20 protein-coding genes and 1 tRNA gene are annotated in these 21,754 nt (G+C 34.6%); 5 read left to right on the top strand and 16 right to left on the bottom strand.

From position 1 onward, the window contains the following. The first annotated feature begins 236 nt into the window (after positions 1 to 236). Together BLT48_RS09250 and BLT48_RS09245 are read left to right on the top strand one after the other, a co-directional pair. Complete coding sequence (locus tag BLT48_RS09250) at positions 237 to 692, top strand: DUF948 domain-containing protein (protein ID WP_089977442.1); 456 nt, start codon at positions 237 to 239, stop codon at positions 690 to 692. A gap of 32 nt (positions 693 to 724) precedes the next feature. After that, a complete protein-coding gene (locus BLT48_RS09245) occupies positions 725 to 1,108 on the top strand; it encodes a YtxH domain-containing protein (protein WP_089977440.1) in 384 nt (127 codons plus the stop codon). Positions 1,109 to 1,344: 236 nt separating this feature from the next. On the opposite strand, the gene BLT48_RS09240 is transcribed toward BLT48_RS09245, so the two are convergent. Continuing rightward, positions 1,345 to 2,805 (bottom strand): alpha-amylase, encoded by a 1,461-nt coding sequence (locus tag BLT48_RS09240; RefSeq protein ID WP_089977437.1) that lies wholly within the window; start codon positions 2,803 to 2,805, stop codon positions 1,345 to 1,347. Positions 2,806 to 3,001: 196 nt separating this feature from the next. Here BLT48_RS09240 and BLT48_RS09235 point away from each other — a divergent pair, with 196 nt between their 5' ends. Then, positions 3,002 to 3,217, top strand: coding sequence for a DUF378 domain-containing protein (locus tag BLT48_RS09235; RefSeq protein ID WP_035021001.1), 216 nt, complete (start codon positions 3,002 to 3,004; stop codon positions 3,215 to 3,217). Between the two features lie 70 nt (positions 3,218 to 3,287). Here BLT48_RS09235 and BLT48_RS09230 read toward each other — a convergent pair whose 3' ends face one another. The 15 genes from BLT48_RS09230 to dnaA all read right to left on the bottom strand — a co-directional run bounded on the left by BLT48_RS09230 (position 3,288) and on the right by dnaA (position 20,498). Continuing rightward, positions 3,288 to 4,100 carry a ZIP family metal transporter gene (locus tag BLT48_RS09230; RefSeq protein WP_244885836.1) on the bottom strand — a complete coding sequence of 271 codons (813 nt, stop codon included), beginning with the start codon at positions 4,098 to 4,100 and terminating at the stop codon, positions 3,288 to 3,290. A 184-nt stretch (positions 4,101 to 4,284) separates the two neighbouring features. Then, positions 4,285 to 4,357, bottom strand: a tRNA-Lys gene (locus BLT48_RS09225). A gap of 148 nt (positions 4,358 to 4,505) precedes the next feature. Then, positions 4,506 to 5,798 (bottom strand): adenylosuccinate synthase, encoded by a 1,293-nt coding sequence (locus BLT48_RS09220; protein WP_089977430.1) that lies wholly within the window; start codon positions 5,796 to 5,798, stop codon positions 4,506 to 4,508. Between the two features lie 185 nt (positions 5,799 to 5,983). Beyond that, positions 5,984 to 7,369: a replicative DNA helicase gene (gene dnaB / locus BLT48_RS09215; RefSeq protein WP_089977427.1), complete on the bottom strand. Its 1,386-nt coding sequence runs from the start codon at positions 7,367 to 7,369 to the stop codon at positions 5,984 to 5,986. A gap of 191 nt (positions 7,370 to 7,560) precedes the next feature. Further along, the gene (gene rplI / locus BLT48_RS09210; protein ID WP_089977424.1) at positions 7,561 to 8,016 is read right to left on the bottom strand and encodes a 50S ribosomal protein L9; all 456 of its coding nucleotides are present in this window, start codon (positions 8,014 to 8,016) and stop codon (positions 7,561 to 7,563) included. Positions 8,017 to 8,020: 4 nt separating this feature from the next. Continuing rightward, positions 8,021 to 10,021, bottom strand: a complete 2,001-nt coding sequence (locus BLT48_RS09205) for a DHH family phosphoesterase (RefSeq protein ID WP_035020993.1) — start codon at positions 10,019 to 10,021, stop codon at positions 8,021 to 8,023. A gap of 213 nt (positions 10,022 to 10,234) precedes the next feature. Then, positions 10,235 to 10,474, bottom strand: a complete 240-nt coding sequence (gene rpsR / locus BLT48_RS09200) for a 30S ribosomal protein S18 (RefSeq protein WP_013709704.1) — start codon at positions 10,472 to 10,474, stop codon at positions 10,235 to 10,237. A gap of 30 nt (positions 10,475 to 10,504) precedes the next feature. Beyond that, positions 10,505 to 11,029, bottom strand: coding sequence for a single-stranded DNA-binding protein (gene ssb / locus BLT48_RS09195; protein WP_035020990.1), 525 nt, complete (start codon positions 11,027 to 11,029; stop codon positions 10,505 to 10,507). A gap of 47 nt (positions 11,030 to 11,076) precedes the next feature. Next, a complete protein-coding gene (rpsF, locus tag BLT48_RS09190; protein WP_013709702.1) occupies positions 11,077 to 11,376 on the bottom strand; it encodes a 30S ribosomal protein S6 in 300 nt (99 codons plus the stop codon). A gap of 278 nt (positions 11,377 to 11,654) precedes the next feature. Next, the gene (gene gyrA, locus BLT48_RS09185) at positions 11,655 to 14,234 is read right to left on the bottom strand and encodes a DNA gyrase subunit A (RefSeq protein ID WP_089977420.1); all 2,580 of its coding nucleotides are present in this window, start codon (positions 14,232 to 14,234) and stop codon (positions 11,655 to 11,657) included. Positions 14,235 to 14,257: 23 nt separating this feature from the next. Then, on the bottom strand, positions 14,258 to 16,195 hold the full coding sequence (gyrB, locus tag BLT48_RS09180) for a DNA topoisomerase (ATP-hydrolyzing) subunit B (RefSeq protein WP_035024032.1): 1,938 nt from the start codon (positions 16,193 to 16,195) through the stop codon (positions 14,258 to 14,260). Between the two features lie 2 nt (positions 16,196 to 16,197). Next, positions 16,198 to 17,319, bottom strand: a complete 1,122-nt coding sequence (gene recF, locus BLT48_RS09175; protein ID WP_035020985.1) for a DNA replication/repair protein RecF — start codon at positions 17,317 to 17,319, stop codon at positions 16,198 to 16,200. Beyond that, positions 17,319 to 17,570: a S4 domain-containing protein YaaA gene (gene yaaA, locus BLT48_RS09170; RefSeq protein ID WP_035020984.1), complete on the bottom strand. Its 252-nt coding sequence runs from the start codon at positions 17,568 to 17,570 to the stop codon at positions 17,319 to 17,321. Before yaaA ends, recF begins: the two co-directional genes overlap by 1 nt. Positions 17,571 to 17,834: 264 nt before the next feature. After that, positions 17,835 to 18,977, bottom strand: coding sequence for a DNA polymerase III subunit beta (gene dnaN, locus BLT48_RS09165; protein ID WP_089977418.1), 1,143 nt, complete (start codon positions 18,975 to 18,977; stop codon positions 17,835 to 17,837). Between the two features lie 183 nt (positions 18,978 to 19,160). Beyond that, the gene (gene dnaA / locus BLT48_RS09160) at positions 19,161 to 20,498 is read right to left on the bottom strand and encodes a chromosomal replication initiator protein DnaA (protein ID WP_035020982.1); all 1,338 of its coding nucleotides are present in this window, start codon (positions 20,496 to 20,498) and stop codon (positions 19,161 to 19,163) included. A 622-nt stretch (positions 20,499 to 21,120) separates the two neighbouring features. Between dnaA and rpmH the strand changes: the two genes are divergently transcribed. Then, on the top strand, positions 21,121 to 21,255 hold the full coding sequence (rpmH, locus tag BLT48_RS09155) for a 50S ribosomal protein L34 (protein WP_007725519.1): 135 nt from the start codon (positions 21,121 to 21,123) through the stop codon (positions 21,253 to 21,255). A gap of 157 nt (positions 21,256 to 21,412) precedes the next feature. After that, complete coding sequence (gene rnpA, locus BLT48_RS09150) at positions 21,413 to 21,751, top strand: ribonuclease P protein component (RefSeq protein WP_035020981.1); 339 nt, start codon at positions 21,413 to 21,415, stop codon at positions 21,749 to 21,751. Positions 21,752 to 21,754 lie beyond the last annotated feature (3 nt).

Here is a 21,754-nt window from a genome sequence, read left to right as displayed (position 1 = left end):
GTTATTTAATCCAACGGTAATTAAGAACTTTAAGTTTGTCTTCTCTTTTATCCATTAGTCAAACTTTACAATAATGCGATTTCATTTTATTTGGCTATTCCCATATTTAATGGTATTCTTATAGAAAATAAAGGTAAACTGATACTCGTTGATAAAATGAGTGGCTACTTTACCTATTTCTTATTAAGTTAAACCAATTTCAACTCTATCTTTAATGAAAGGAGCGTAAAAGCTAAATGTCAATCGAATTTATCATAGCTATTGGTATCGTGGTTTTAGCCTTGGTTGCTTTAGTTATTGTCGGAATACTCATGGGTAAAAAGGTAGGAAGTTTAATGAAAGAAATTAATTCAACTCAGACTACTGTTCAAGATCAAATAACTCATTTTACAAAAGAAACAGATGCTATAACAAGTAAAATAGACCATATGACCACTCGAGTAGATAGTATGACAAAAGATGTAGCTGTTAAACAAGCTTATATTTCTGATTTTACTCAGACAACAGCTGATTTTGGAGATTCTATCAACGATTTAAAACAAAATAGCACTAAAGTCGCTTCATACTTTCTTTCTAGTTCAAGGAGAAAAGTAACAGTTACTCCTCCTCGAATAACCAAAGTTGGAAAAACTGCTTTAAAGATGTACCAGAGTAGAAAAAACAGAACAAAAAAACGTTTTTCATTTAACTAAACTAAATCAATTTAGAAAAGGGGAACTTTGTTATGGCTAATAGTTTTACTAGAACTTTATTTGTAGGAGCTGCTGCTGCAGTTACTGCTTTATTACTCGCTCCTAAATCAGGAAAAGAATTACGACAAGATATCAAAACGCAAGCAAACGATTTGAAAGACCAAGCAATGGATCAAGTAAACAGTTTTGCTGATGAAGTAAAACAAAGTTACAAAGAAGTTGAAGAGGAAATCAGCTATACTGATCCTGAATTAGCTGCAACCATTGAAGATATTGAAACAGACTTAAATTTACACTCTGAACCACTTGATAATTCAGAATTCGTAGGTGCTGTGGAAGTTCCACCAACATCTGTAGTTGAAGACTTATCTAATGCTCCTGACTTATCTGTTGAAGATAGACGTGGACAATTATAAAAAGAGCGTGTGGAAAAAAGCGTTTAAATCCGAATCTTCTAACGCATACCTTATCTCTAAGCGACTAAAGCCGCAAGAGCTAGGGCAACTGGAGCAAACGTATCTACAGCAACTACAGGCATGATAAAGTGGCCCTCGGGTCTGCTTTTTGGAACACGTTTTAGAGTGAATAGTCGTATATAGAAAAGAGGCTGGAATTTTTTCCAGCCTCTTTTTTTTGATCACTTCATTATTTTTTATTCTTCACTGTGAACCCATACAGATATGGATCCAGCTTCTACAAGAAAATGACCATTTCCTTCTTCATCAATAGTTACAGTCTCCTTGCAATGCCCTAAATAATCTTCATAAACGAATCCCTTTTTATCTTTTCCTACAAACATATCTTTATATCCAGCTTCACTATTTGAAATGACTATAGCGCATCCTTTAAGGTGTTCTTCATTTCCAGAACGTGTCCAGCCAATGCAATTGCCATGATCAAAATAATCCGTTTGATCTCCATACGCATACTGTTTTTTTACATAAAGTAATTTATCGATTACTTCACGATGTGGTTCGATAGGATTTTCCCCTTTTATACCATAATAATCACCATAAAAGAGTACAGGATAGCCTTCTTTCCTTAGTAAGATGACTCCATACGCTATAGACTTAAACCAAGGTTCAACAAATGATTCAAGTGATTGGTTTGGCTGTGAATCATGATTATCTACAAATGTGACAGCTTGCATTGGATTGTTTTTAATTAATGTTTGATCAAATAAATGTGTTAAATCAAATTCTTGTCCCATTTTAGAAGCGTTTTCTAATTGATGGTGTAATCCTACATCAAATAAATCCAACTTGTAATCTTGACTATCTAAATAACTATTTAAGTTTGTATAGTTTTGGTCCCAATATTCTCCTACAATAAAGAACTGTTTGCCAAAATTAGCTTCTATACTTTCACGAAGTTCATAAATAAATTTCTCATTTATGTGTTTAACAGCATCTAACCTAAATCCATCCACTCCAGTTTCTTCAATAAACCAGTTGGCCCATTTTTTTGTTTCTTCAATGACTTCAGGATGACTATAATCAATATCCGCAAACATCAAGTAATCGTAGTTTCCGTATTCATTATCTACCGTCTCGTCATCTGCCCAACCCTTATGTTGTCCTTCAATACGATAAATGGCTTTTTTTTCATTTTCTTGATTGTAGTCTGTCCCAGAAAAATGATACCAGTGCCAGTGAAAATCAGAATACTTTCCTTTTCTGCCTGGGAACGTAAACTCTGTCCATCCTTCAATTTCATAAACATCACTAATCTTTTGATTACGATCATCTGGATTCACTTCAGCCGCTTTAAATCGTTCAGTTCCATCTGCACCTGCTTTATGGTTCAAAACGACATCTGCATAAACCTGTATTTCATATTTATGTAGCTCTTCAATAGCTGCAATTAGTTCTTCCTTAGTACCATATTTCGTACGTACAGTCCCTTTTTGATCGAATTCTCCTAAATCATATAAATCATAAATACCATACCCGTTATCATTTTTATCCATACCTTTAAAACAAGGAGGAATCCATACACTGGTTACACCAATTTCATGTAGGTGCTTTGCATCTTCTTTTAACCGTATCCAATGCTTTCCATCATTTTCTACATACCATTCGAAATACTGCATCATTAGTCCATTTTTGTGCATAATCTTCATCCTTTCGATAACTAATCTGTTATTTGATATCTTGCTTGTTCAAAAATTTAATTTTATTGATTTTAGCAATTTTACCATTTTTCTATCAAAAAGAATAATAACAAGAATTTCTTTTGCAAGTCACATTAATCGACAACTAATTCTAAACCAAGTATAGTTACTTTATCAAATAAAGGAGGTTATCTAGATGAAAGCATTGGATAGTATTGCGTTAGCACTATTAATTGTTGGCGGTTTAAACTGGCTCTTGGTTGGACTATTTGAATTTGATCTCGTTGCTACAATTTTTGGCGGACAAACATCGTTGTTATCTAAAATTATTTATATCATCGTTGGTTTATGTGCATTGTATTCCTTGAAATTCTTCCCTTTATTAAATTCAGATCGCAGAGATAGACACTAATATATGAAAAAAAAAATGGATTCAACAGTAAACTGTTGAGTCCATTTTTTTTCATATACACTTGATTCTTCTACCCAAGAGCTACATCTAAAATCATCATGATTGTAAAACCAATCATCAACCACATAGATGCTAGATCCTTATTACCATTTTCTTGAGAACCAGGTATAACTTCCTCTGCAACAACGAAAATCATAGCTCCAGCAGCAAAACTTAAAGCATATGGAAGTAAAGGCTCCATTACTGTAACAGCTAATACCCCTACTATGGCAGCAATTGGTTCAACAGCACCCGAAAGTTGACCATAGTAAAAACTTTTCGCTCTAGACATGCCATCACGTCTCAGAGGCATAGACACAGCCGTTCCTTCTGGGAAGTTTTGTATCCCCATACCAATTGCTAAAGCAACTGCTCCAGCGATAGAAGCTTCTGGATTACCTGTTGCAACTGATCCAAAGGCAACCCCTACTGCTAAACCCTCAGGTATATTATGCATCGTGATCGCTAAAACTAATAATGTACTACGTTTTCTCTTTTGAGGATTGACCCCTTCAGCTTCTGTTGGAGGCATATTAGGATTTAGATGAGGTAAAACATTATCTGCACTCCATAAAAAGATACCACCTAACATAAAACCAATAGCAGAAGGCATCCATGCTGGTAACGGACCGCTTTCAGCCATTGAAAGAGCAGGCGCTAAAAGTGACCAAAAACTTGCTGCAATCATTACTCCTCCAGCAAAACCTAGCATGCCATCCATCAACTTTTGATTCACGTTCTTAGTAGAAAATACTAATGCAGCTCCTAAAGCTGTCATTCCCCATGTAAAGAGCGTAGCAATTATCGTTTGTACTAGTGGACTTAATGAACTCATAAATTCAATCAATTACTTCACTCCTTTTAATAATAGCCAACTATTTTATTCTTCCTCTTCAGTATAATGCTCTTTTATTTTTTTCACAAACAGTTGAATGCAGATGTCATGAACAAATAAAAAAGAGACGCAACAAACGTTTTCAAAATGCTTTCGCACCAACGTTTATTCGTCTCGTGGGTTTGGCACCCAATGGGCTGTGGGGGGCTCGAACCCTCGACCCGCTGATTAAGAGTCAGCTGCTCTACCAACTGAGCTAACAACCCGTTTTTTACCTTCTTGCTTACAAAATATAGTTTAACACATTTTATTGTTTTTATGTAAAAAACAGCAAAAAAAATCCTTTTTCTAACTTTTATCAACTAAAAAATTAACCAAACAAAACAGCTTTTTGCTTGGTTAATCGTTAATTTATTAAACTTGCGCCCAAACACTTTCTAAGATGTTTGTTTGGTCGCGGTCAGGTCCAACTGAAAACGTTGAAATACGAACACCCACTAATTCAGAAATGCGGTGTACATAATTTCTTGCATTTTCAGGAAGCTCTGCTAAAGTACGACATCCTGTAATATCTTCACTCCAACCTGGTAACTCTTCGTAGATTGGTGTACATTCAGCTAACTCTTTTAAACTTGCTGGGTAATGTAGAATCTCTTCTCCATTGCGTTCATAAGCTGTACAAATCTTAACTGTCTCTAAACCACTTAAAACATCAATTGAATTTAAAGAAAGATTAGTGATCCCAGATACTCGTTTTGAGTGACGCATCACTACAGTATCAAACCAACCAATACGACGTGGACGTCCAGTAGTTGTACCATATTCACGTCCAACATCACGGATACGTTGTCCTACTTCGTCAAATAATTCAGTTGGGAACGGGCCATCTCCAACACGTGAAGTGTATGCTTTACATACGCCAACTACTTTATTAATTTTCGAAGGGCCGACACCACTACCAATAGTTACTCCACCAGCTACTGGATTAGAAGAAGTAACGAAAGGATACGTACCTTGATCGATATCCAACATAACCCCTTGAGCTCCCTCAAATAAGACACGTTTGCCATCATCTAAAGCATCATTTAATACTACTGATGTATCACAAACATACTGTTTAAGTTCTTGTCCATATTGATAGTACTCTTCAAAAACATCTTCAAAGTCAATTGCAGTAGAATCGTACATTTTTACAAAACTACGATTTTTTTCTTCCAAATTAATGCGCAAACGTTCTTCAAAAATTTCTTTATCTAGTAAGTCAGCAATTCGGATACCAATACGAGCAGCTTTATCCATATATGCTGGTCCAATTCCCTTAATTGTTGTTCCGAGTTTTTGATCACCTTTAGAATCTTCTTGTAATTGATCTAACTGAATATGATAAGGCAGAATAACATGAGCACGATCAGAAATACGCAGATTCTCTGTTGTTATTCCTTTGTCATGTAAATAAGCTAACTCTTTAATAAGTGCTTTAGGATTTACAACAACACCATTTCCAATAACACTGATTTTTTCTTTAGAGAAAATTCCTGATGGGATTAAATGCAGTTTGTAAGTTTCACCATCAAATTGGATAGTATGTCCCGCATTGTCGCCACCTTGATAACGTGCAATAACTTCCGCATTTTCGCTTAGAAAGTCCGTGATTTTACCTTTTCCTTCATCGCCCCACTGTGTACCAACGACTACTACTGAAGACATATGAACACCTCATTAATTTTTTTTTACCCAAATACTTGTTAATTTTAGCAGTAAATGATAATTGTTTCAACAAAAAAGCGAATATTTTTTTTTATTTCAACTAAAAAAATCCACATAAACGAACATTAATTTTTTATTACTAAAAAAAAAAGACAAAATGCGAACAATACTTCGCATTTGTCTTTTTAACGTTGTACCATATCATCTGGATAATAACTTAATGAAGAAAATTTATTATACTCTTTTATAAATAAAAGTTTAACAGTACCCCTTGCACCACTTCTGTTTTTTTCGATAATGACTTCTATCACATTGTCTTCACCGGCAGATCCATGATCGTCGTCATCTTCTCCTTCTTCACGATCATAATAATCATCACGATATAAGAAGGCTACGATATCAGCATCTTGTTCAATTGATCCAGATTCACGTATGTCACTTAAAACTGGACGTTTATCTTGACGTTGTTCCACACCACGCGATAATTGAGACAACGCAATAACAGGAACTTTTAATTCTTTTGCTAATTTCTTTAACTGACGAGAAATTTCAGAAACTTCTTGTTGTCTGCTTTCACGCCCAGTACCTTCAATTAATTGCAAATAATCAATTAATACTAAACCAAGATTCCCTTTTTCTTGTTTTAGTCGACGACATTTAGCCCGAATTTCAGCTATTCTAATTCCTGGTGTATCATCGATGTAAATATTGGCTTTTGATAAGCTACCCATAGCTACAATCAGGCTTTGCCATTCTTCTTCTGATAACGTCCCCGTTCTCAAATGGCCAGCATCGATACTTCCTTCTGCACAAAGCATCCGATTGACCAATGATTCTGCTCCCATTTCTAAACTAAAAATGGCAACTGTTTCATCTGTTTTTGTGCCTATATTTTGAGCAATATTTAAAGCAAATGCCGTTTTCCCTACAGCGGGACGTGCAGCTAAAATAATCAATTCTTCTTTTTGAAGTCCAGCTGTCATTTTATCTAGAGCTTGATAACCAGTCGGCAAGCCTGTAATTTCTTCATTATTTTGATAAAGTTGATCTATCTGAGCAATAGAACTGTTCAACACGTCTGAGATGGCTAAAAATCCGCTCCTGTTGCGCCTTTCAGATACTTCCAGAATACTACGCTCTGCCTCATCTAAAATTGAAGCTAGCTCATCTCCTTCTTCATATCCTTTGGTCACAATATCTGTTGCTGTGTGGATTAAATTTCTTAAAATAGCTTTTTGTTCTACTATTTTTGCGTAATATTCCATATTAGCAGCTGTTGGAACCGACACAGCTAACTCGGCTAGGTAAGCCATTCCACCAATGTCTTCTAACTGGTTTTTAGACTCCAAGGCATTGGTTACCGTAACGATATCAATAGCTTCATTATGGTTATTTAATTCCAGCATTGCTTGAAAAATCAACTGATGTCCTCGACGATAAAAATCTTTGGACTCAATAAATTCTAAAGCACCGACAACCGTTTCAGGATCTAAAAATATTGAACCTAAAACAGCTTGTTCTGCTTCTATACTCTGTGGTGGTAAGCGATCTTGAAAAGCTTCTTGTACCAATAAATTCTCTCCCTTTCACTATCAACAGTACGATTATTTTCCGTAAAATAGTTGTATTCAATTCTGTTATTTTACCTTAAAAGGACTTGAAACACAATCTAGAAAACAGAACATTCGTTCCACGATTGTTCTGTTTAAAAAAAGCATTTGACTCTTATAATGCTACTGAGCCAAATGCTTTTTTTGCTAATTTAATTTTCTGGTAGGACTCTTACCGTTATAGTGGCAACTACCTCTGGATGAATTTTTACATCAATTTTCATTGACGTTAAACTTCTAATAGGAACAGGTAATTCAATTTTACGTTTATCAAGCTTTATGTTTAACTGTTTTTGAGCTGCAGCAGCAATTTGTTTTGTTGTAACGGAACCAAATAAACGACCATCTTCAGCTGCTTTTGTTTTGATTTCGATTGCATTTTCATCTTTTTCAAGAAATTCCTTTATCTTTTTAGCTTCTTGTAGAATCTCTTCTTCTTTTTTCTCATCAGCTTTTATTTTACCATTTAATTCACTTATACTAGCTGAAGTAGCTTCTTTCGCTAAGTTGTTTTTCAATAAAAAGTTATGTGCATATCCATCAGCAACGTTTTTTACCTCGCCTTTTTTACCTTTACCTTTTACATCCGCTAAAAATATAACTTTCATAATGTTATTCCTCCTTAATTTTGTTTAAAATAACTTCACTCAATTGTTCTTTTGCTTCTTTTATCGTCATGTTATCTAATTGCGTAGCTGCATTAGATAAATGTCCGCCGCCACCAAGCTGTTCCATGATAACTTGTACATTAATTTCACCTAAACTGCGAGCACTAATGCCAATTTTATTATCTGTACGTTTAGTAATGACAAAAGCTGCATCTATCTTAGACATTGAAAGCATGGTATCAGCTGTTTGTGCTGCTACCACTGTATCATAAATAGTATTCTCTTCACCAACAGCAACGGCTATATTTTTAGTCACAAATTCAATGGTTTCAATTAAATGACTACGAAGAAGGTAGGTTTCTTTATCTTCTTTCAATAGTCGTTGGATCATAACAGCATCTGCACCGCAAGATCTTAAGTAACTTGCAGCATCAAAAGTACGAGATCCTGTTCTAAGAGAAAAACTATTGGTATCTACAATAATACCGCCTAATAGCGCAGTAGCCTCAATCTTATTGATGGGATCTGCTTCTTTCGATTGGTACTCGAACAGCTCTGTAATCAGTTCTGCTGACGAGGAAGCATAGGGTTCAATGTAAACTAAAGCTGGATTTTCTGGAAAAGCTTCTCCACGACGATGATGATCAATAACAACTACCTTATTTGTTTGAGAAATTAAATCTGGAGCTATTCCCATAGACGGACGATGAAAATCAACTAACACAATTAAACTATTGTTTGTAATCATTTGTTCAGCAACAGCAGGTGTTATAACATATCGGCTAATTTCATTATCCTTTTCTACTTCATTCATTAATTTAGAGATATCTTTGCTAAATTCATCTGGATTTACAATAACCCAAGCTTCTTTGTTATTCATTTCAGCAATTCTTCTAATACCTAATGAAGCTCCAATGGCATCCAAATCAGGGTACCTATGCCCCATAATAAAAATTTGATCGGATTGCTTCATTAATTCTTGAAGTGCTTGACTAATCATCCGAGAACGAACACGCGTTCTTTTTTCCATCGGATTTGTTTTTCCGCCATAATAACGCGGTTCAGCATCATAACCTTTTACAACAACCTGGTCTCCACCTCTACCTAGAGCCAAATCTAAATTACTTTGAGCTAATTTAGATAATTCACTTAAATCTTCAGATCCATAAGCAATACCTATACTCAACGTTAGAGGGAAATTTTGTTTTGAAGTTCTCTCCCTAATCTGATCGATAATACTGAACTTTTCTTCTTCCATTTTAGCTAAAGATCTCTTGTGCATCATAACGATAAAGCGATCTTCTGTTATGCGTTTTAAGTACACATGATGTGATTTAGCCCAATTAGATAATTGAGTTGTAATAAAGTTATCCAAATTAGATATGTTTCTATCGGTCATTCCTTGAGTAATTTCATCATGATTATCGACAAATATATTTCCAATAACGATTTGTTCTTCCTCATACTTTGATTGAATGATAGCGTATTCTGTAATGTCCATTAGATAAACAACTTTAATATCTTTTTGAACAATTATTTGGAAAACTTTATCGCCCCATTTTGCTTTTTTCAATCCAGAATCTTGGCTTTCTTTGACAAGTATGGCTAATTCGCTATCAACATCTTCTAACTGTTTACCTAGCACTTCTTGGTATCCTAAATGTGATTGAAGATAAGGGTTGATCCATTGCAGTTGTAACTGTTCATTAAACAAAAGAATACCAATGGGCATTTTTATCAGAGCTTCTTGCTCTCCGCGCTTAATTCGAAAAGCTAAATCTGAAATGTATTTTTTGTTTTCAATGGCTAATTTTTTTGCCAAATCATACAATAAAAATAATACCACTATAAAAATAATGAATAACGCTAAGCCAATTCCAATATTAGCAATAAATCCTAAAATAATTATAACTAACTGAAGCACCATTATAATGGCTATAATTGTCTGGATTTTTTTATCACTTAAGAATTCCGGAAATTTTTCTTGAGATAGTTTCTTATTCATAACAGGCCCCTTTTTCCATCTCTCTCCTAATTAAAGTTCAACCTCTATTTTACCACTTGTTCTTTAAGTAGACAACTTGTTTCACATGAAACAAGTTTCGTGAGTATGTTTCACGTGAAACATGTTTTTTATTAAGTATCTTTCAAAATTAGAATGACAGTTGAACGAGAAAAATAAAAAGAGCCGAGACATTTGCCTCAACTCTTTATCTTTTTATTGTTCGTCAGTTACGAAAGGTAATAATCCCATAATACGAGCACGTTTGATTGCTTTAGTTAATTTACGTTGGTTTTTCGCGTATGTTCCAGTAACACGGCGCGGTAAAATTCTACCTCTTTCAGAGATAAAACGTTTCAATAGGTCAATGTCTTTGTAGTCCACGTGTTCGATGTGGTTTGCTGCAAAAAAATCAACTTTACGGCGTTTTTTTCCGCCTCTACGTTGTTGAGCCATTTCATATTCCTCCTTTACGTCCCACTCTTTTTAGAATGGTAAATCGTCATCTGAAATATCAATCGGTTGTCCGCTCTTTTCAAAAGGATCAGAGTTTCCAAAGTTTTGATATTGTTGGTTACGGGGAGCTTCTTGTGAATTACTTTGTGTATTAGTGTTATAAGATTTTTGTTGAGAACCATATGATCCCGATTGAGCTTGAGAATCATTTTGATCTTTACGTTGATCATTTTTAGATTTTGATTCTAATAATGAGAACGTTTCAACAACTACTTCAGTAACATATACACGTTGCCCTTGTTGATTATCGTAAGAACGTGTTTGGATACGGCCTTCTACACCTACTAATGCACCTTTTCTGGTGAAGTTTGCAAATGATTCAGCACTCTTTCTCCAAATCACACAGTTGATAAAATCTGCATCTCTTTCACCTTTTTGGTTTGTAAACTGTCTGTTTACAGCCAATGAAAAAGTTGCTACCGCTGTGCCATTTGAAGTGTATCTTAAATCAGCATCTTTTGTTAATCTTCCAACTAAAACAACATTGTTAATCACATTGTCCACTCCTTCCGATAAAAATGTTTCATGTGAAACATTTTTGCTTAGTCTTCTTCTCTAATTGTCATATGACGCAGAATATCAGAACTGATTTTAGACAAACGATCGAATTCGTTAATTGCAGCTGCATCATTAGCAGTAAGTTTTACGATATGGTAGATTCCTTCGTGGAAATCTTTGATTTCGTAAGCAAAACGACGTTTCGACCAGTCTTTAGATTCAGTGATTTCAGCACCATTATCTTTTAAAATAGTGTCAAAGCGTTCAACTAAAGCTGCTTTTTCAGCTTCTTCGATGTTTGGACGGATAATGTATAAAATTTCGTATTTTGCTGTTTTACTCATCTTGACTGTCACCTCCTTATGGACTTTGGCTCTTTTTACAGAGCAAGGAGAGTATTCTAATTAATGTTCCTTTAGATTACTCACGTCCGTTTAGTATAGCATATTTCATTCTAAACATCAATACTTGAATTGCACTTATATATAATCCTTTTCTAATGACTATGACTACATGCAAAAAAAATTATTCTAATAGAAATTTTCTTTTAGCCACTAACATCATTTGTTAAATCATAAAAAAATAGAGAGAATGATCTATTGATCTCATTCTCTCTACTCTTTTAGTCTTCAGTTAAATCATTGTTGCTTTCAGCATCATTATCAGAATTGTTTGAAGTATCATTTTCTTGAATCGATTCGTTTAGTTCACTGTCTTCTATAGACGGCGATTCAGAAAGGATTCCTGCTTCATCTATTTCTTCTTTGATAACTTCTGCATCTACTTTTGCCATAGTTGAAACTTTGACATCTTCAGCTACTCGAATAACACGTACACCTAATGTTGCACGGCCCGTTTGAGATACTGCAGAAACATTAAAGCGAATAATAACACCTGTATTTGTTATTAACATGATATCTTCGTCGCCTTTGACAGTCGTTAATCCAGCTAGATTCCCATTTTTACTTGTGATATTAGCTGTTTTAATTCCTTTTCCGCCACGACCTTTAATCGCATATTCACTCGCTTTGGTACGTTTTCCATACCCTTTTTCTGTAATGACTAAAACTTCTGAGTCCTCAGTTAGTAAATCTACTCCAATGACGTAATCATCTTCTCTTAAACGAATACCACGAACACCGCCAGCAGTTCTACCCATATTTCGGACATCATTTTCATGGAAACTCACAGCATACCCCATATGTGTTCCAATGATAATATTTTGATCTCCATTTGTTACAGAAACAGACATCAATTCATCATTTTCTTTTAATACAATCGCTTTTAGACCATTGCTTCGGATATTAGAAAAAGCTTTTACATCCGTACGTTTAACTGTTCCAAGACGAGTCGTAAAGAACAAGTACAGTCCTTCTTCAGCTTCTCCTCTAACGTTTATAACCGCTTGAACCGTTTCCCCAGAGTCGACTCCTAGTAAGTTGATAACTGGGATTCCTTTAGCTGTACGGCCATATTCAGGGATTTCGTATCCTTTCGAGCGGTAGACTTTCCCATTATTCGTAAAGAATAATAAGGTATCGTGAGTAGAACAAGAAACTAAGGTTTCAATGAAATCATCATCATGAACGCCCATTCCTTGTACTCCACGCCCTCCACGTCTTTGTGATTTGAATTCAGAACTTGGAAGACGTTTGATATAACCTTTGCTAGTCAATGTAATCACGACATCTTCTTCTTCAATCAGATCTTCATCTTCAAGACTTAATACTTCTCCTACCAACAATTCAGTACGACGAGCATCTCCAAATCTTTCTTGAACTTCAAGAAGTTCCGTTTCAATAATCGTGTGTACACGAGCTGGATTCGCCAAAATATCCGCCATATCCGCGATCAAAGCCATCAATTCAGTATACTCTGCTTCAATTTTGTCTCTTTCTAAACCAGTTAATCGAACCATTCGCATATCTAAAATAGCTTGTGCTTGTTTCTCTGATAAACCATACGTCTCAATTAAAGTTGTTTTGGCAATATCACCAGTTTTTGAACCACGTATAATTCGAATGATTTCATCAATATGGTCTAACGCTATTCTTAATCCTTCTAAGATGTGTGCTCGTGCCTCAGCTTTACGTTTATCGTAAGCTGTTCTTCTGCGAATCACTATTTCTTGGTGCTTCAAGTATTCTTCAAGAATTGATTTCAAACTCAATACTTTTGGAACACCGTTCACAATAGCTAGCATGTTAAAGCCAAAAGAAGTTTGTAAAGAAGTTAATTTATATAGATTATTTAAAACTACACTCGCACTAACGTCACGTCTAACATCAATCACAACACGCATACCATCACGGTCGGATTCATCTGCTAAATCAGTGATACCTTCGATTCGTTTATCTCTAGCTAAATCAGCTATACGCTCTACCAATCGTGCTTTATTTACCATATAAGGCAATTCATGCACAATAATGCGTTCTTTGCCATTTTTTTGTATTTCGATTTCAACTTTAGCTCGAACCATAATAGAACCTTTACCTGTTTCATAGGCTTTTCTGATTCCAGATTTACCCATCACTAATCCACCGGTTGGAAAATCAGGACCTGGTATAGCTTCCATTAAATCAGCCGTGGTTGCATCAGGGTTATTCATCAAAATGTGTAATGCAGAAATAACCTCAGTTAAATTGTGCGGTGGAATATTAGTAGCCATACCAACTGCAATACCAGTGACACCATTTACAAGTAGATTAGGAAAGCGAGCCGGTAATACATCTGGTTCACGCTCTGATCCATCATAGTTTTCATGGTAATCAATAGTATCTTTATTGATATCACGTAACATTTCTAACGCCATTTTTGTCATACGGGCTTCGGTATACCGCATTGCTGCAGCTCCATCTCCATCCACTGATCCAAAGTTTCCATGACCATCCACTAACGGATAGCGATAACTCCAGTCTTGTGCCATACGAACCATCGATTCATAAATTGCACTATCACCATGAGGATGGTATTTACCCATAACATCCCCAACAATACGTGCTGATTTTTTATGCGCTTTATCCGGCGTTACGCCCAATTCACTCATTCCATATAAAATACGACGATGGACGGGTTTCAATCCATCTCGTACATCCGGCAATGCGCGAGCTACAATAACACTCATTGCATAATCAAGAAACGATGTGCGCATTTCATGGCTTAGTTCAATACTTTTTATATTCTCTTTAAATTCTTCAGCCATTCTTTATTGTCCTCCTATTTGGATTAAATATCTAGATTTTGTACGTAGCGTGCATTTTCTTCAATGAATAAACGTCTTGGTTCAACACGATCACCCATTAACATATCACAACTTTTATCTGCCTCAATAGCATCGTCAACTGTGACTTGCAACATTCGTCTATTTTCTGGATTCATAGTTGTTTCCCATAATTGTTCAGCATCCATTTCTCCAAGACCTTTGTATCGTTGAATGGCAGGTTTTGGTGAAAGAGGTATCTCTTTCAAATAACTATCCAGTTCTTCATCTGAATCCAAATAAACCATTTTCTTACCTTGACGTACTTGGTATAAAGGTGGCTGAGCAATGTAAACATACCCTGCTTCAACTACTGGACGCATGTAACGGTAGAATAAAGTTAATAATAATGTACGAATATGTGCTCCGTCGACATCGGCATCGGTCATGATAACTAATTTATGGTAACGTGCTTTAGAAACATCAAAATCATTTCCAAATCCGGTACCCATAGCGGTAAACAATGAGCGAATTTCTTCATTCGCTAAAATTTTATCCAATGTTGCTTTTTCAACATTTAAAATTTTTCCACGAATCGGTAGAATTGCTTGAAAAAGTCTCGAGCGTCCTTGTTTAGCAGAACCGCCAGCGGAATCTCCCTCAACAATGAATATTTCGCTGATAGTTGGATCTTTACTCGAACAATCTGCTAATTTACCAGGAAGGTTGCTGATTTCTAATCCGCTCTTTTTACGCGTTACTTCACGAGCTCTTTTGGCGGCTAAACGAGCTCTAGCTGCCAATAAGCCTTTCTCGACGATTTGACGAGCTACTTGTGGATTTTCCATCAAGAATTTATCAAAATGCGCAGAAAATAAACGATCTGTAATGGTACGTGCTTCAGAATTCCCTAATTTTGTTTTCGTTTGTCCTTCAAATTGAGGATCAGGATGTTTAATGGATAAAACGATTGTTAAGCCTTCTCGCACATCTTCACCAGTTAGATTTTCTTCATTTTCTTTAATTATTTTATTCTTTTTTGCGTAATCGTTTATCACACGTGTCAAAGCTGTCTTGAACCCAAATTCATGCGTTCCACCTTCATAAGTATGAATATTATTCGCAAAACTTAATAAGTTATTGTGATAACCGTCTGTATGTTGCATAGCTACCTCAAGAGTGATGCCTTGTTGCTCGCCTTCTAGAAAAATAGGCTCATCATATAAAACAGCTTTGTTTTCATTCAAGAATTCTACATAGCTCTTGATACCGCCTTCGTAGTGGTATTCTAGAAATTGTTCTTTGCCCTCACGCTTGTCTTCAATCGTAATTTTTAATCCTTTATTTAAGAAAGCTAATTCTCGAACACGTGTAGCTAATTTATCAAAATTAAACTCTACTGTTTCTTTAAAGATTTCAGGATCTGGAACAAAATGCACAGTTGTACCGTGTTTATCTGTTTCACCAATGACTTCAACATCATGAACAACTTTTCCTTGAGCATATTGTTGGTGATAGATTTTTCCGTCTTTGTGTACATAAACATCTAAAGTGGACGAAAGTGCATTAACGACTGAGGAACCAACTCCGTGTAAACCACCTGAAACTTTATAACCTCCACCGCCAAATTTACCTCCAGCATGAAGAATCGTAAACACGGTTTCTAACGCTGGACGACCTGTTTTAGCTTGAATATCAACAGGAATCCCACGACCATTATCAATAACGGTAATACTTTCGTCTTTTTCAATGACTAAATTAATTTCATCGGCAAAACCTGCTAAAGCTTCGTCAATTGAATTATCAACGATTTCCCAAACAAGGTGGTGCAATCCTTCACCACTTGTTGAACCAATGTACATACCTGGACGTTTACGAACAGCTTCTAGACCTTCTAAAACTTGTATTTGACTCGCATCATATTCTTTTGCACGATCTTGTTTGCTCTTTATTTCTTCAGACACACTCATTCACTCTCCATTTCTACTTGTCCATTATCAATCAGAAAAATTTTGGGAGTTTCCAGCATATTTTTCTTTATTCCATCTAAACTAGTTGTCGTTAAGAACGTTTGAACTTTATTTTGAATTGCTTTCAATAAATGCGTTTGACGCTCATCATCCAGCTCGGACAGGACATCATCTAGTAATAAGACGGGGTATTCACCTGTCATTTCTTTCATTAAATCGATTTCAGCTAATTTTACGCTTAATGCTGTCGTTCTTTGTTGACCCTGAGAGCCATAGGTTTGAACATTTCTCCCATTTACACTAAACTTCAAATCATCTCTATGTGGACCAAAAACAGTTGTTCGCTGCTCTAATTCTCTTTGTCTGCCTTGCGTATAAGCGTCCATCAAATCTGAATAAATCTGCTTTTTGTCTGTTTCGTTTGTGATTTTCAAACTACAAGAATACCCAATTTCAAGAATTTCTTTCTGCTTAGAAATTTCAGCATGAACAGGCTTAGCCCAATTCTCTAGTTTTTTTATAAATGAAAAACGTTCTACTAAAATAGCCGCCCCAAACTCAGCTAATTGTTCCGTTAAAATGTCCAAAAAAGTTAAATCTTTTACTTTTTTTAGACTTAATTGTTTTAGATAGCTGTTTCTTTGTTTTAAAAGATGCTGATACTGCACGAGATGATGTAAATAAATAGGGCTCATCTGCCCCATTTCCATATCTAAAAATTTTCTTCTGACAGAAGGCGAACCTTTTACCAAAGATAAATCCTCTGGAGCAAATAAGATAACATTTAGGTTTCCAATGTATTCACTTAATTTTTTTTGCTCCAAATGATTAAATTTTGCTTTTTTTCCTTTTTTAGAAATAGAGATTTCAAGTGGAAAACTCGTATTTTTCTTTTGAATTCTTCCACTTACTCGTGCAAATTCTTGTTCCCATCGAATGGTTTCTTTATCATTTGCAGTTCTATGGCTTCTTGCCATTGCTAATACGTAGATAGCTTCCATCAAACTTGTTTTTCCTTGAGCGTTTTCTCCTAAGAAAACATTGATACCTTCAGAAAAGACAACTTCAGCATGTTCGTAATTTCGATAATCGGAAAGATGGATCTCTTTCAATAACATTATTTTTCTTCCTCATTTGTTTTAGCAGTTTCATTTTCTGACTGGATAAAGAATGTTCCTTCATCAGGTATTTCAACTACAGAACCAGGATAAAGTTTTTTACCTCTGCGATTCTCAACTTCGTTATCAAGAAGGACTGTATGTTCAGATAGATACCACTTGGCCATTCCACCACTGCTGATAATATTTTCATGTTTTAAAAATTGTCCCAATGTAATAAATTCACGATCGATTTTAATCGTTTTTTTCATTTTTTTCACCTACTTTTCAATAAAATAAGCGTGGAGTTAATCCACGCATTACGCTGCCGCTTATTAATACTATTATACTCTTTTTTTACCAATAGTACAAATGAATCTAAAAATAACCCTACTATTATCGGTTTTAAGCAAAAGATAAAAAAAGACCTTAAATCCTCCATAATTGCTTAAATCGAAAAAAACATGGTTATTCAGCATAGATATAAAAAAAACTACTTTTCAGTTGCCTGAAAAGTAGTTTTTTTTGAATGTCCTTTAGAATGTTCGAACTGGAGTAATCAATTGAATAAAATCTTGGTCATTTTCACTAGGAACTAAAATAAATGGACGAACTGGTGAAGTGAACTTTATTTTAATGTCTGTTTGGCCAAAAGTTCTCAGTGCATCCTTCATATAATCTGGGTTAAAGGAAAGTTCGATTGGCTCTCCTTCAACAGACTGATAATCTAATTCCTCATTAACATTTCCAACATCAGGTGAATTTCCAGAAATCTCGACCAAATTCGGATTGATCGTAATTTTTACAACATTATTTTTTCCTTCATGTGAAAGCAATGAAGCACGTTCAATCGAACCTAATAAAGAATTAGCATTAAAACTGATTTCTGTAGAAGAATTAGCAGGAATCAAACGATTTGTATCAGGATAGTGCCCTTCTAGTAAGCGAGAATAAAAATACATGTTTTCTGATTTAAACAATACTTGGTTTTCAGTGATCATCATTTCAATAGTGTCAGAATTTTCATCTAGTGTACGAGACAATTCAATTAAACTTTTACCAGGAATAATAACATTGTATTTTTTTGAAGCTTGCTCATCGTTCATTTTTAAAGGAATCACACGTTGGCTTAAGCGGTGGCTATCGGTAGCAACAGCTAAAAACTTACCATTTTCAATCACTATATTTACTCCTGTAAGTATTGGACGACTTTCATGAGTTGAAGTAGCAATAACGGTTTGTCCAATTACTTGCTTAAATAAATTTACAGGCAAAGTAAATGATTCTTTTGTATCAATAATCGGTAAATGAGGATAATTATTAGGATCTAGTCCATTAATAGTAAATGAAGCTGTTGCAGAAGTAATCAACGCTTGAAAATGGTCAAGTATTTCAATAGTCATTGTTTCTTCAGGAAGTTTTTTTACGATTTCACTAAAAAAGCGTGCTTGTAAAACAATTCCTCCAGTTTTTTCAATAACTAATAAATTGTCTTCTTCAGATACAGGAATGAATGCTTCAATAGAAATATCTGAATCACTACCTGTTAAAGTCAATCCTTCATCATTAGCGATTATTTTCAACCCAGTCAATATTGGAATAGTGGTTCTCGAAGAAATTGCACGTTGTACATCAGATAAGCTTTTTAAAAAGACGCTTCTTTTAATTGTAAATTTCATTAAATTTACCTCCAAGTATAGTTTAATTTAGTTTAATAAGTTCTTTAGTAATAGTAGTAGGGCTTGTTGATACTGTGGAAAACTAAAGGGACCTTTTTATTTATAAGGTTTTACACATGTGGATAACCTGTTAGTAAAAAAAGGATAAGTCTATTAGTTATGCACATGTGTAAAAGAAAAAAATCACGTTACTTTTTTCTTTATATCGTTAATTTCTTGTTTTAATTGGTCATCGTTCGTTAAAGCATGGACGATTTTTTCGTAAGCATGAATAACAGTTGTATGATCTTTTCCTCCAAACTCAGCTCCTATCTTAGGTAGTGAATTTGATGTAAGTTCTCTAGATAAATACATAGCAATTTGTCTTGGTAAAACAATCGATTTAATGCGTTTCTTCCCTTTAAGATCAGCAATAGATAACTGATAATATTTACTGACAGCATTTTGAATATCTAAGATGGTCAATGTGGTTGGTTTTGCTGAAGGTAACATACTTTTTAAAGCATCAGCAGCGAGACTGGTTGTAATGTCACGACTTTCAATAGCTGCATAAGCTTGTACACGAACTAAAGCACCTTCTAATTCTCTAATATTTGAATCAATTTGACCGGCGATATAACTTAATGTGTCACCAGGAATTTCTAATCGTTCAGCATTGGCTTTTTTTCTTAGAATCGCAATACGTGTTTCCAAATCTGGAGGGGTAATGTCGACGGATAATCCCCATGCGAATCTTGATACTAAGCGTTCTTGTAATTTAGGTATTTCGTTAGGTAAACGATCACTAGTCAATACGATTTGTTTACGATCATCGTATAAAGCATTAAATGTATGGAAAAATTCTTCTTGAGTTCCTTCTTTATCGGCAAAAAATTGAATATCATCTACTAGAAGCAGATCAACACTACGGTATTCATTTCTAAATTTTTCTTGTGTTTTATTTTGAATGGAATTTATAAAATCATTTGCAAATGTTTCACTACTAACATATTTCACTCGTGCATCTGGGTTTAGCAGTAACATTTGGTGACCAATAGCATGCATCAAATGGGTTTTTCCAAGTCCAACTCCACCGTAGAAAAATAAAGGATTATAAATTGTTCCAGGTTCTTCTGCAACGACTAAAGCTGCAGCGTGAGCCATTTGATTTCCTTTACCTATAACAAACGTATCAAAAGTATATTTAGTATTTAATTGAATATCTTTTTTAAAGAGGGTTTTTTTTGGCACCTCATTACGTAAATTTTTATTTACCAAATTGCTTGCTTCTTGTTCATTTTTGATAATAAACAATGGAGAAATTTCACGACTGGAGTATTCATAAATATTTTCAACAATTCGAGTAGCTAAGTTATTTTCCCAATATTCTTTATGTAAAGAAGAAGGGACTTCGATAATAATATTGTTATCAGTGATACGTATGGGACTTGCGCTTTCAATCCATGTATCATAGCTGACTTTGGAGAGCGATTCTTTGAATTTTTCTTTTAGAAAAATCCAGAGTGTTTGTAAATCGTCCAAAATAGAACCTCCTTTTAAAATGCGTCTAAGTTATTTTAGCACTTTTATAAATAGTTTTCCACAAGTAGTTTTTTTAATAGAAAATTTGTCCAAGGCCTGTAAATAAAGTTATCCACAAGTGATTATAGACAGTGTATAACTTTTTTAGGCAACAAGTTAATGGTTGTTTTTGTGGATAACTATTACTAATTAAAAGTTGTTCTGATAACATTTCTAATAGTTATCCACAAAGATATATTGGTAGTGGATAATGTTTTTACACAGCGTGTTTGTATGTGGATAACTAGGTGATAACTACGGGATAACAAAAATTAAAAAAAAATCATACATAGCCTTGTGTATAATGTTATGCACCTGTGGATATCTTTATATTGAATGAAAAAAAAGGATTAAATCTTATTAAGTCTTAATAAAGAAGAAGAAATTAGGGGTTTGGAAAAAGAATTTGCAAAAGATAGTTTCTTATTAGGTAAAAATATGCTATTATACTGGAGTGAATGAATAAAAATAGGGGAATTGTGCTTGACAAGACTATTTTTTCTTCGTTATAATAATCTAGACTGTCTTGGGATAATTTAAAATAGAATAATGAGAGATAGTTTTTACAGGAGGTGTATCACGTATGAAAAGAACTTACCAACCTAAAAAACGTAAACGTCAAAAAGTACATGGTTTCCGTAAACGCATGAGTACTAAAAATGGACGTAATGTATTACAAAGTAGACGCCGTAAAGGTAGAAAAGTATTGTCTGCATAGATCACTGAACGTTTCAGTGGTCTTTTTTTTTAGGATTCGAATAAAAAAGTACTCAGTGGTTGTTTAATGTAAACAACTACGGAGTATTTTTAATACTTATTCCATTATATGGGAACAGGTTTATATCAATTTATTATAGAGATGAGAGGTTATTTTAATGAGAAAAACCTATCGTGTCAAAAAAGAAGCTGAATTTCAAAAAGTTTTTCATCATGGCAAATCAACAGCAAATCGGCAATTTGTCATTTATGTATTAGATAAGAAGAATCAACCACATTTTCGTGTAGGAATATCCGTTGGTAAAAAAATTGGAAATGCTGTTATGCGGAACAAAGTTAAAAGAAGCATTCGACAAAGTTTAACAGAGTTGAAGCCGCAATTAAAAGCAGAAAAAGATTTTATCGTAATTGCTCGAAAACCAGCAGCAGAGATGACCGTGCAAGAAACAAAGAAAAGCTTGATGCACGTATTAAAGCTTGCTAAATTATTAAGATAGAAT

Origin of the sequence: Carnobacterium viridans, assembly GCF_900102725.1 — a bacterium.
Taxonomy (GTDB): Bacteria; Bacillota; Bacilli; order Lactobacillales; family Carnobacteriaceae; genus Carnobacterium_B; species Carnobacterium_B viridans.
This window is presented reverse-complemented; position numbering and strand designations above follow the sequence as displayed.

Coding starts and splice junctions, on each gene's coding strand:
- BLT48_RS09250 (WP_089977442.1), top strand. CDS start 237: ATGTCAATCGAATTTATCATAGCTATTGGTATCGTGGTTTTAGCCTTG.
- BLT48_RS09245 (WP_089977440.1), top strand. CDS start 725: ATGGCTAATAGTTTTACTAGAACTTTATTTGTAGGAGCTGCTGCTGCA.
- BLT48_RS09240 (WP_089977437.1), bottom strand. CDS start 2,805: ATGCACAAAAATGGACTAATGATGCAGTATTTCGAATGGTATGTAGAA.
- BLT48_RS09235 (WP_035021001.1), top strand. CDS start 3,002: ATGAAAGCATTGGATAGTATTGCGTTAGCACTATTAATTGTTGGCGGT.
- BLT48_RS09220 (WP_089977430.1), bottom strand. CDS start 5,798: ATGTCTTCAGTAGTAGTCGTTGGTACACAGTGGGGCGATGAAGGAAAA.
- rplI (WP_089977424.1), bottom strand. CDS start 8,016: ATGAAAGTTATATTTTTAGCGGATGTAAAAGGTAAAGGTAAAAAAGGC.
- BLT48_RS09205 (WP_035020993.1), bottom strand. CDS start 10,021: ATGAATAAGAAACTATCTCAAGAAAAATTTCCGGAATTCTTAAGTGAT.
- rpsR (WP_013709704.1), bottom strand. CDS start 10,474: ATGGCTCAACAACGTAGAGGCGGAAAAAAACGCCGTAAAGTTGATTTT.
- rpsF (WP_013709702.1), bottom strand. CDS start 11,376: ATGAGTAAAACAGCAAAATACGAAATTTTATACATTATCCGTCCAAAC.
- gyrA (WP_089977420.1), bottom strand. CDS start 14,234: ATGGCTGAAGAATTTAAAGAGAATATAAAAAGTATTGAACTAAGCCAT.
- recF (WP_035020985.1), bottom strand. CDS start 17,319: ATGTTATTGAAAGAGATCCATCTTTCCGATTATCGAAATTACGAACAT.
- yaaA (WP_035020984.1), bottom strand. CDS start 17,570: ATGAAAAAAACGATTAAAATCGATCGTGAATTTATTACATTGGGACAA.
- dnaN (WP_089977418.1), bottom strand. CDS start 18,977: ATGAAATTTACAATTAAAAGAAGCGTCTTTTTAAAAAGCTTATCTGAT.
- rpmH (WP_007725519.1), top strand. CDS start 21,121: ATGAAAAGAACTTACCAACCTAAAAAACGTAAACGTCAAAAAGTACAT.
- rnpA (WP_035020981.1), top strand. CDS start 21,413: ATGAGAAAAACCTATCGTGTCAAAAAAGAAGCTGAATTTCAAAAAGTT.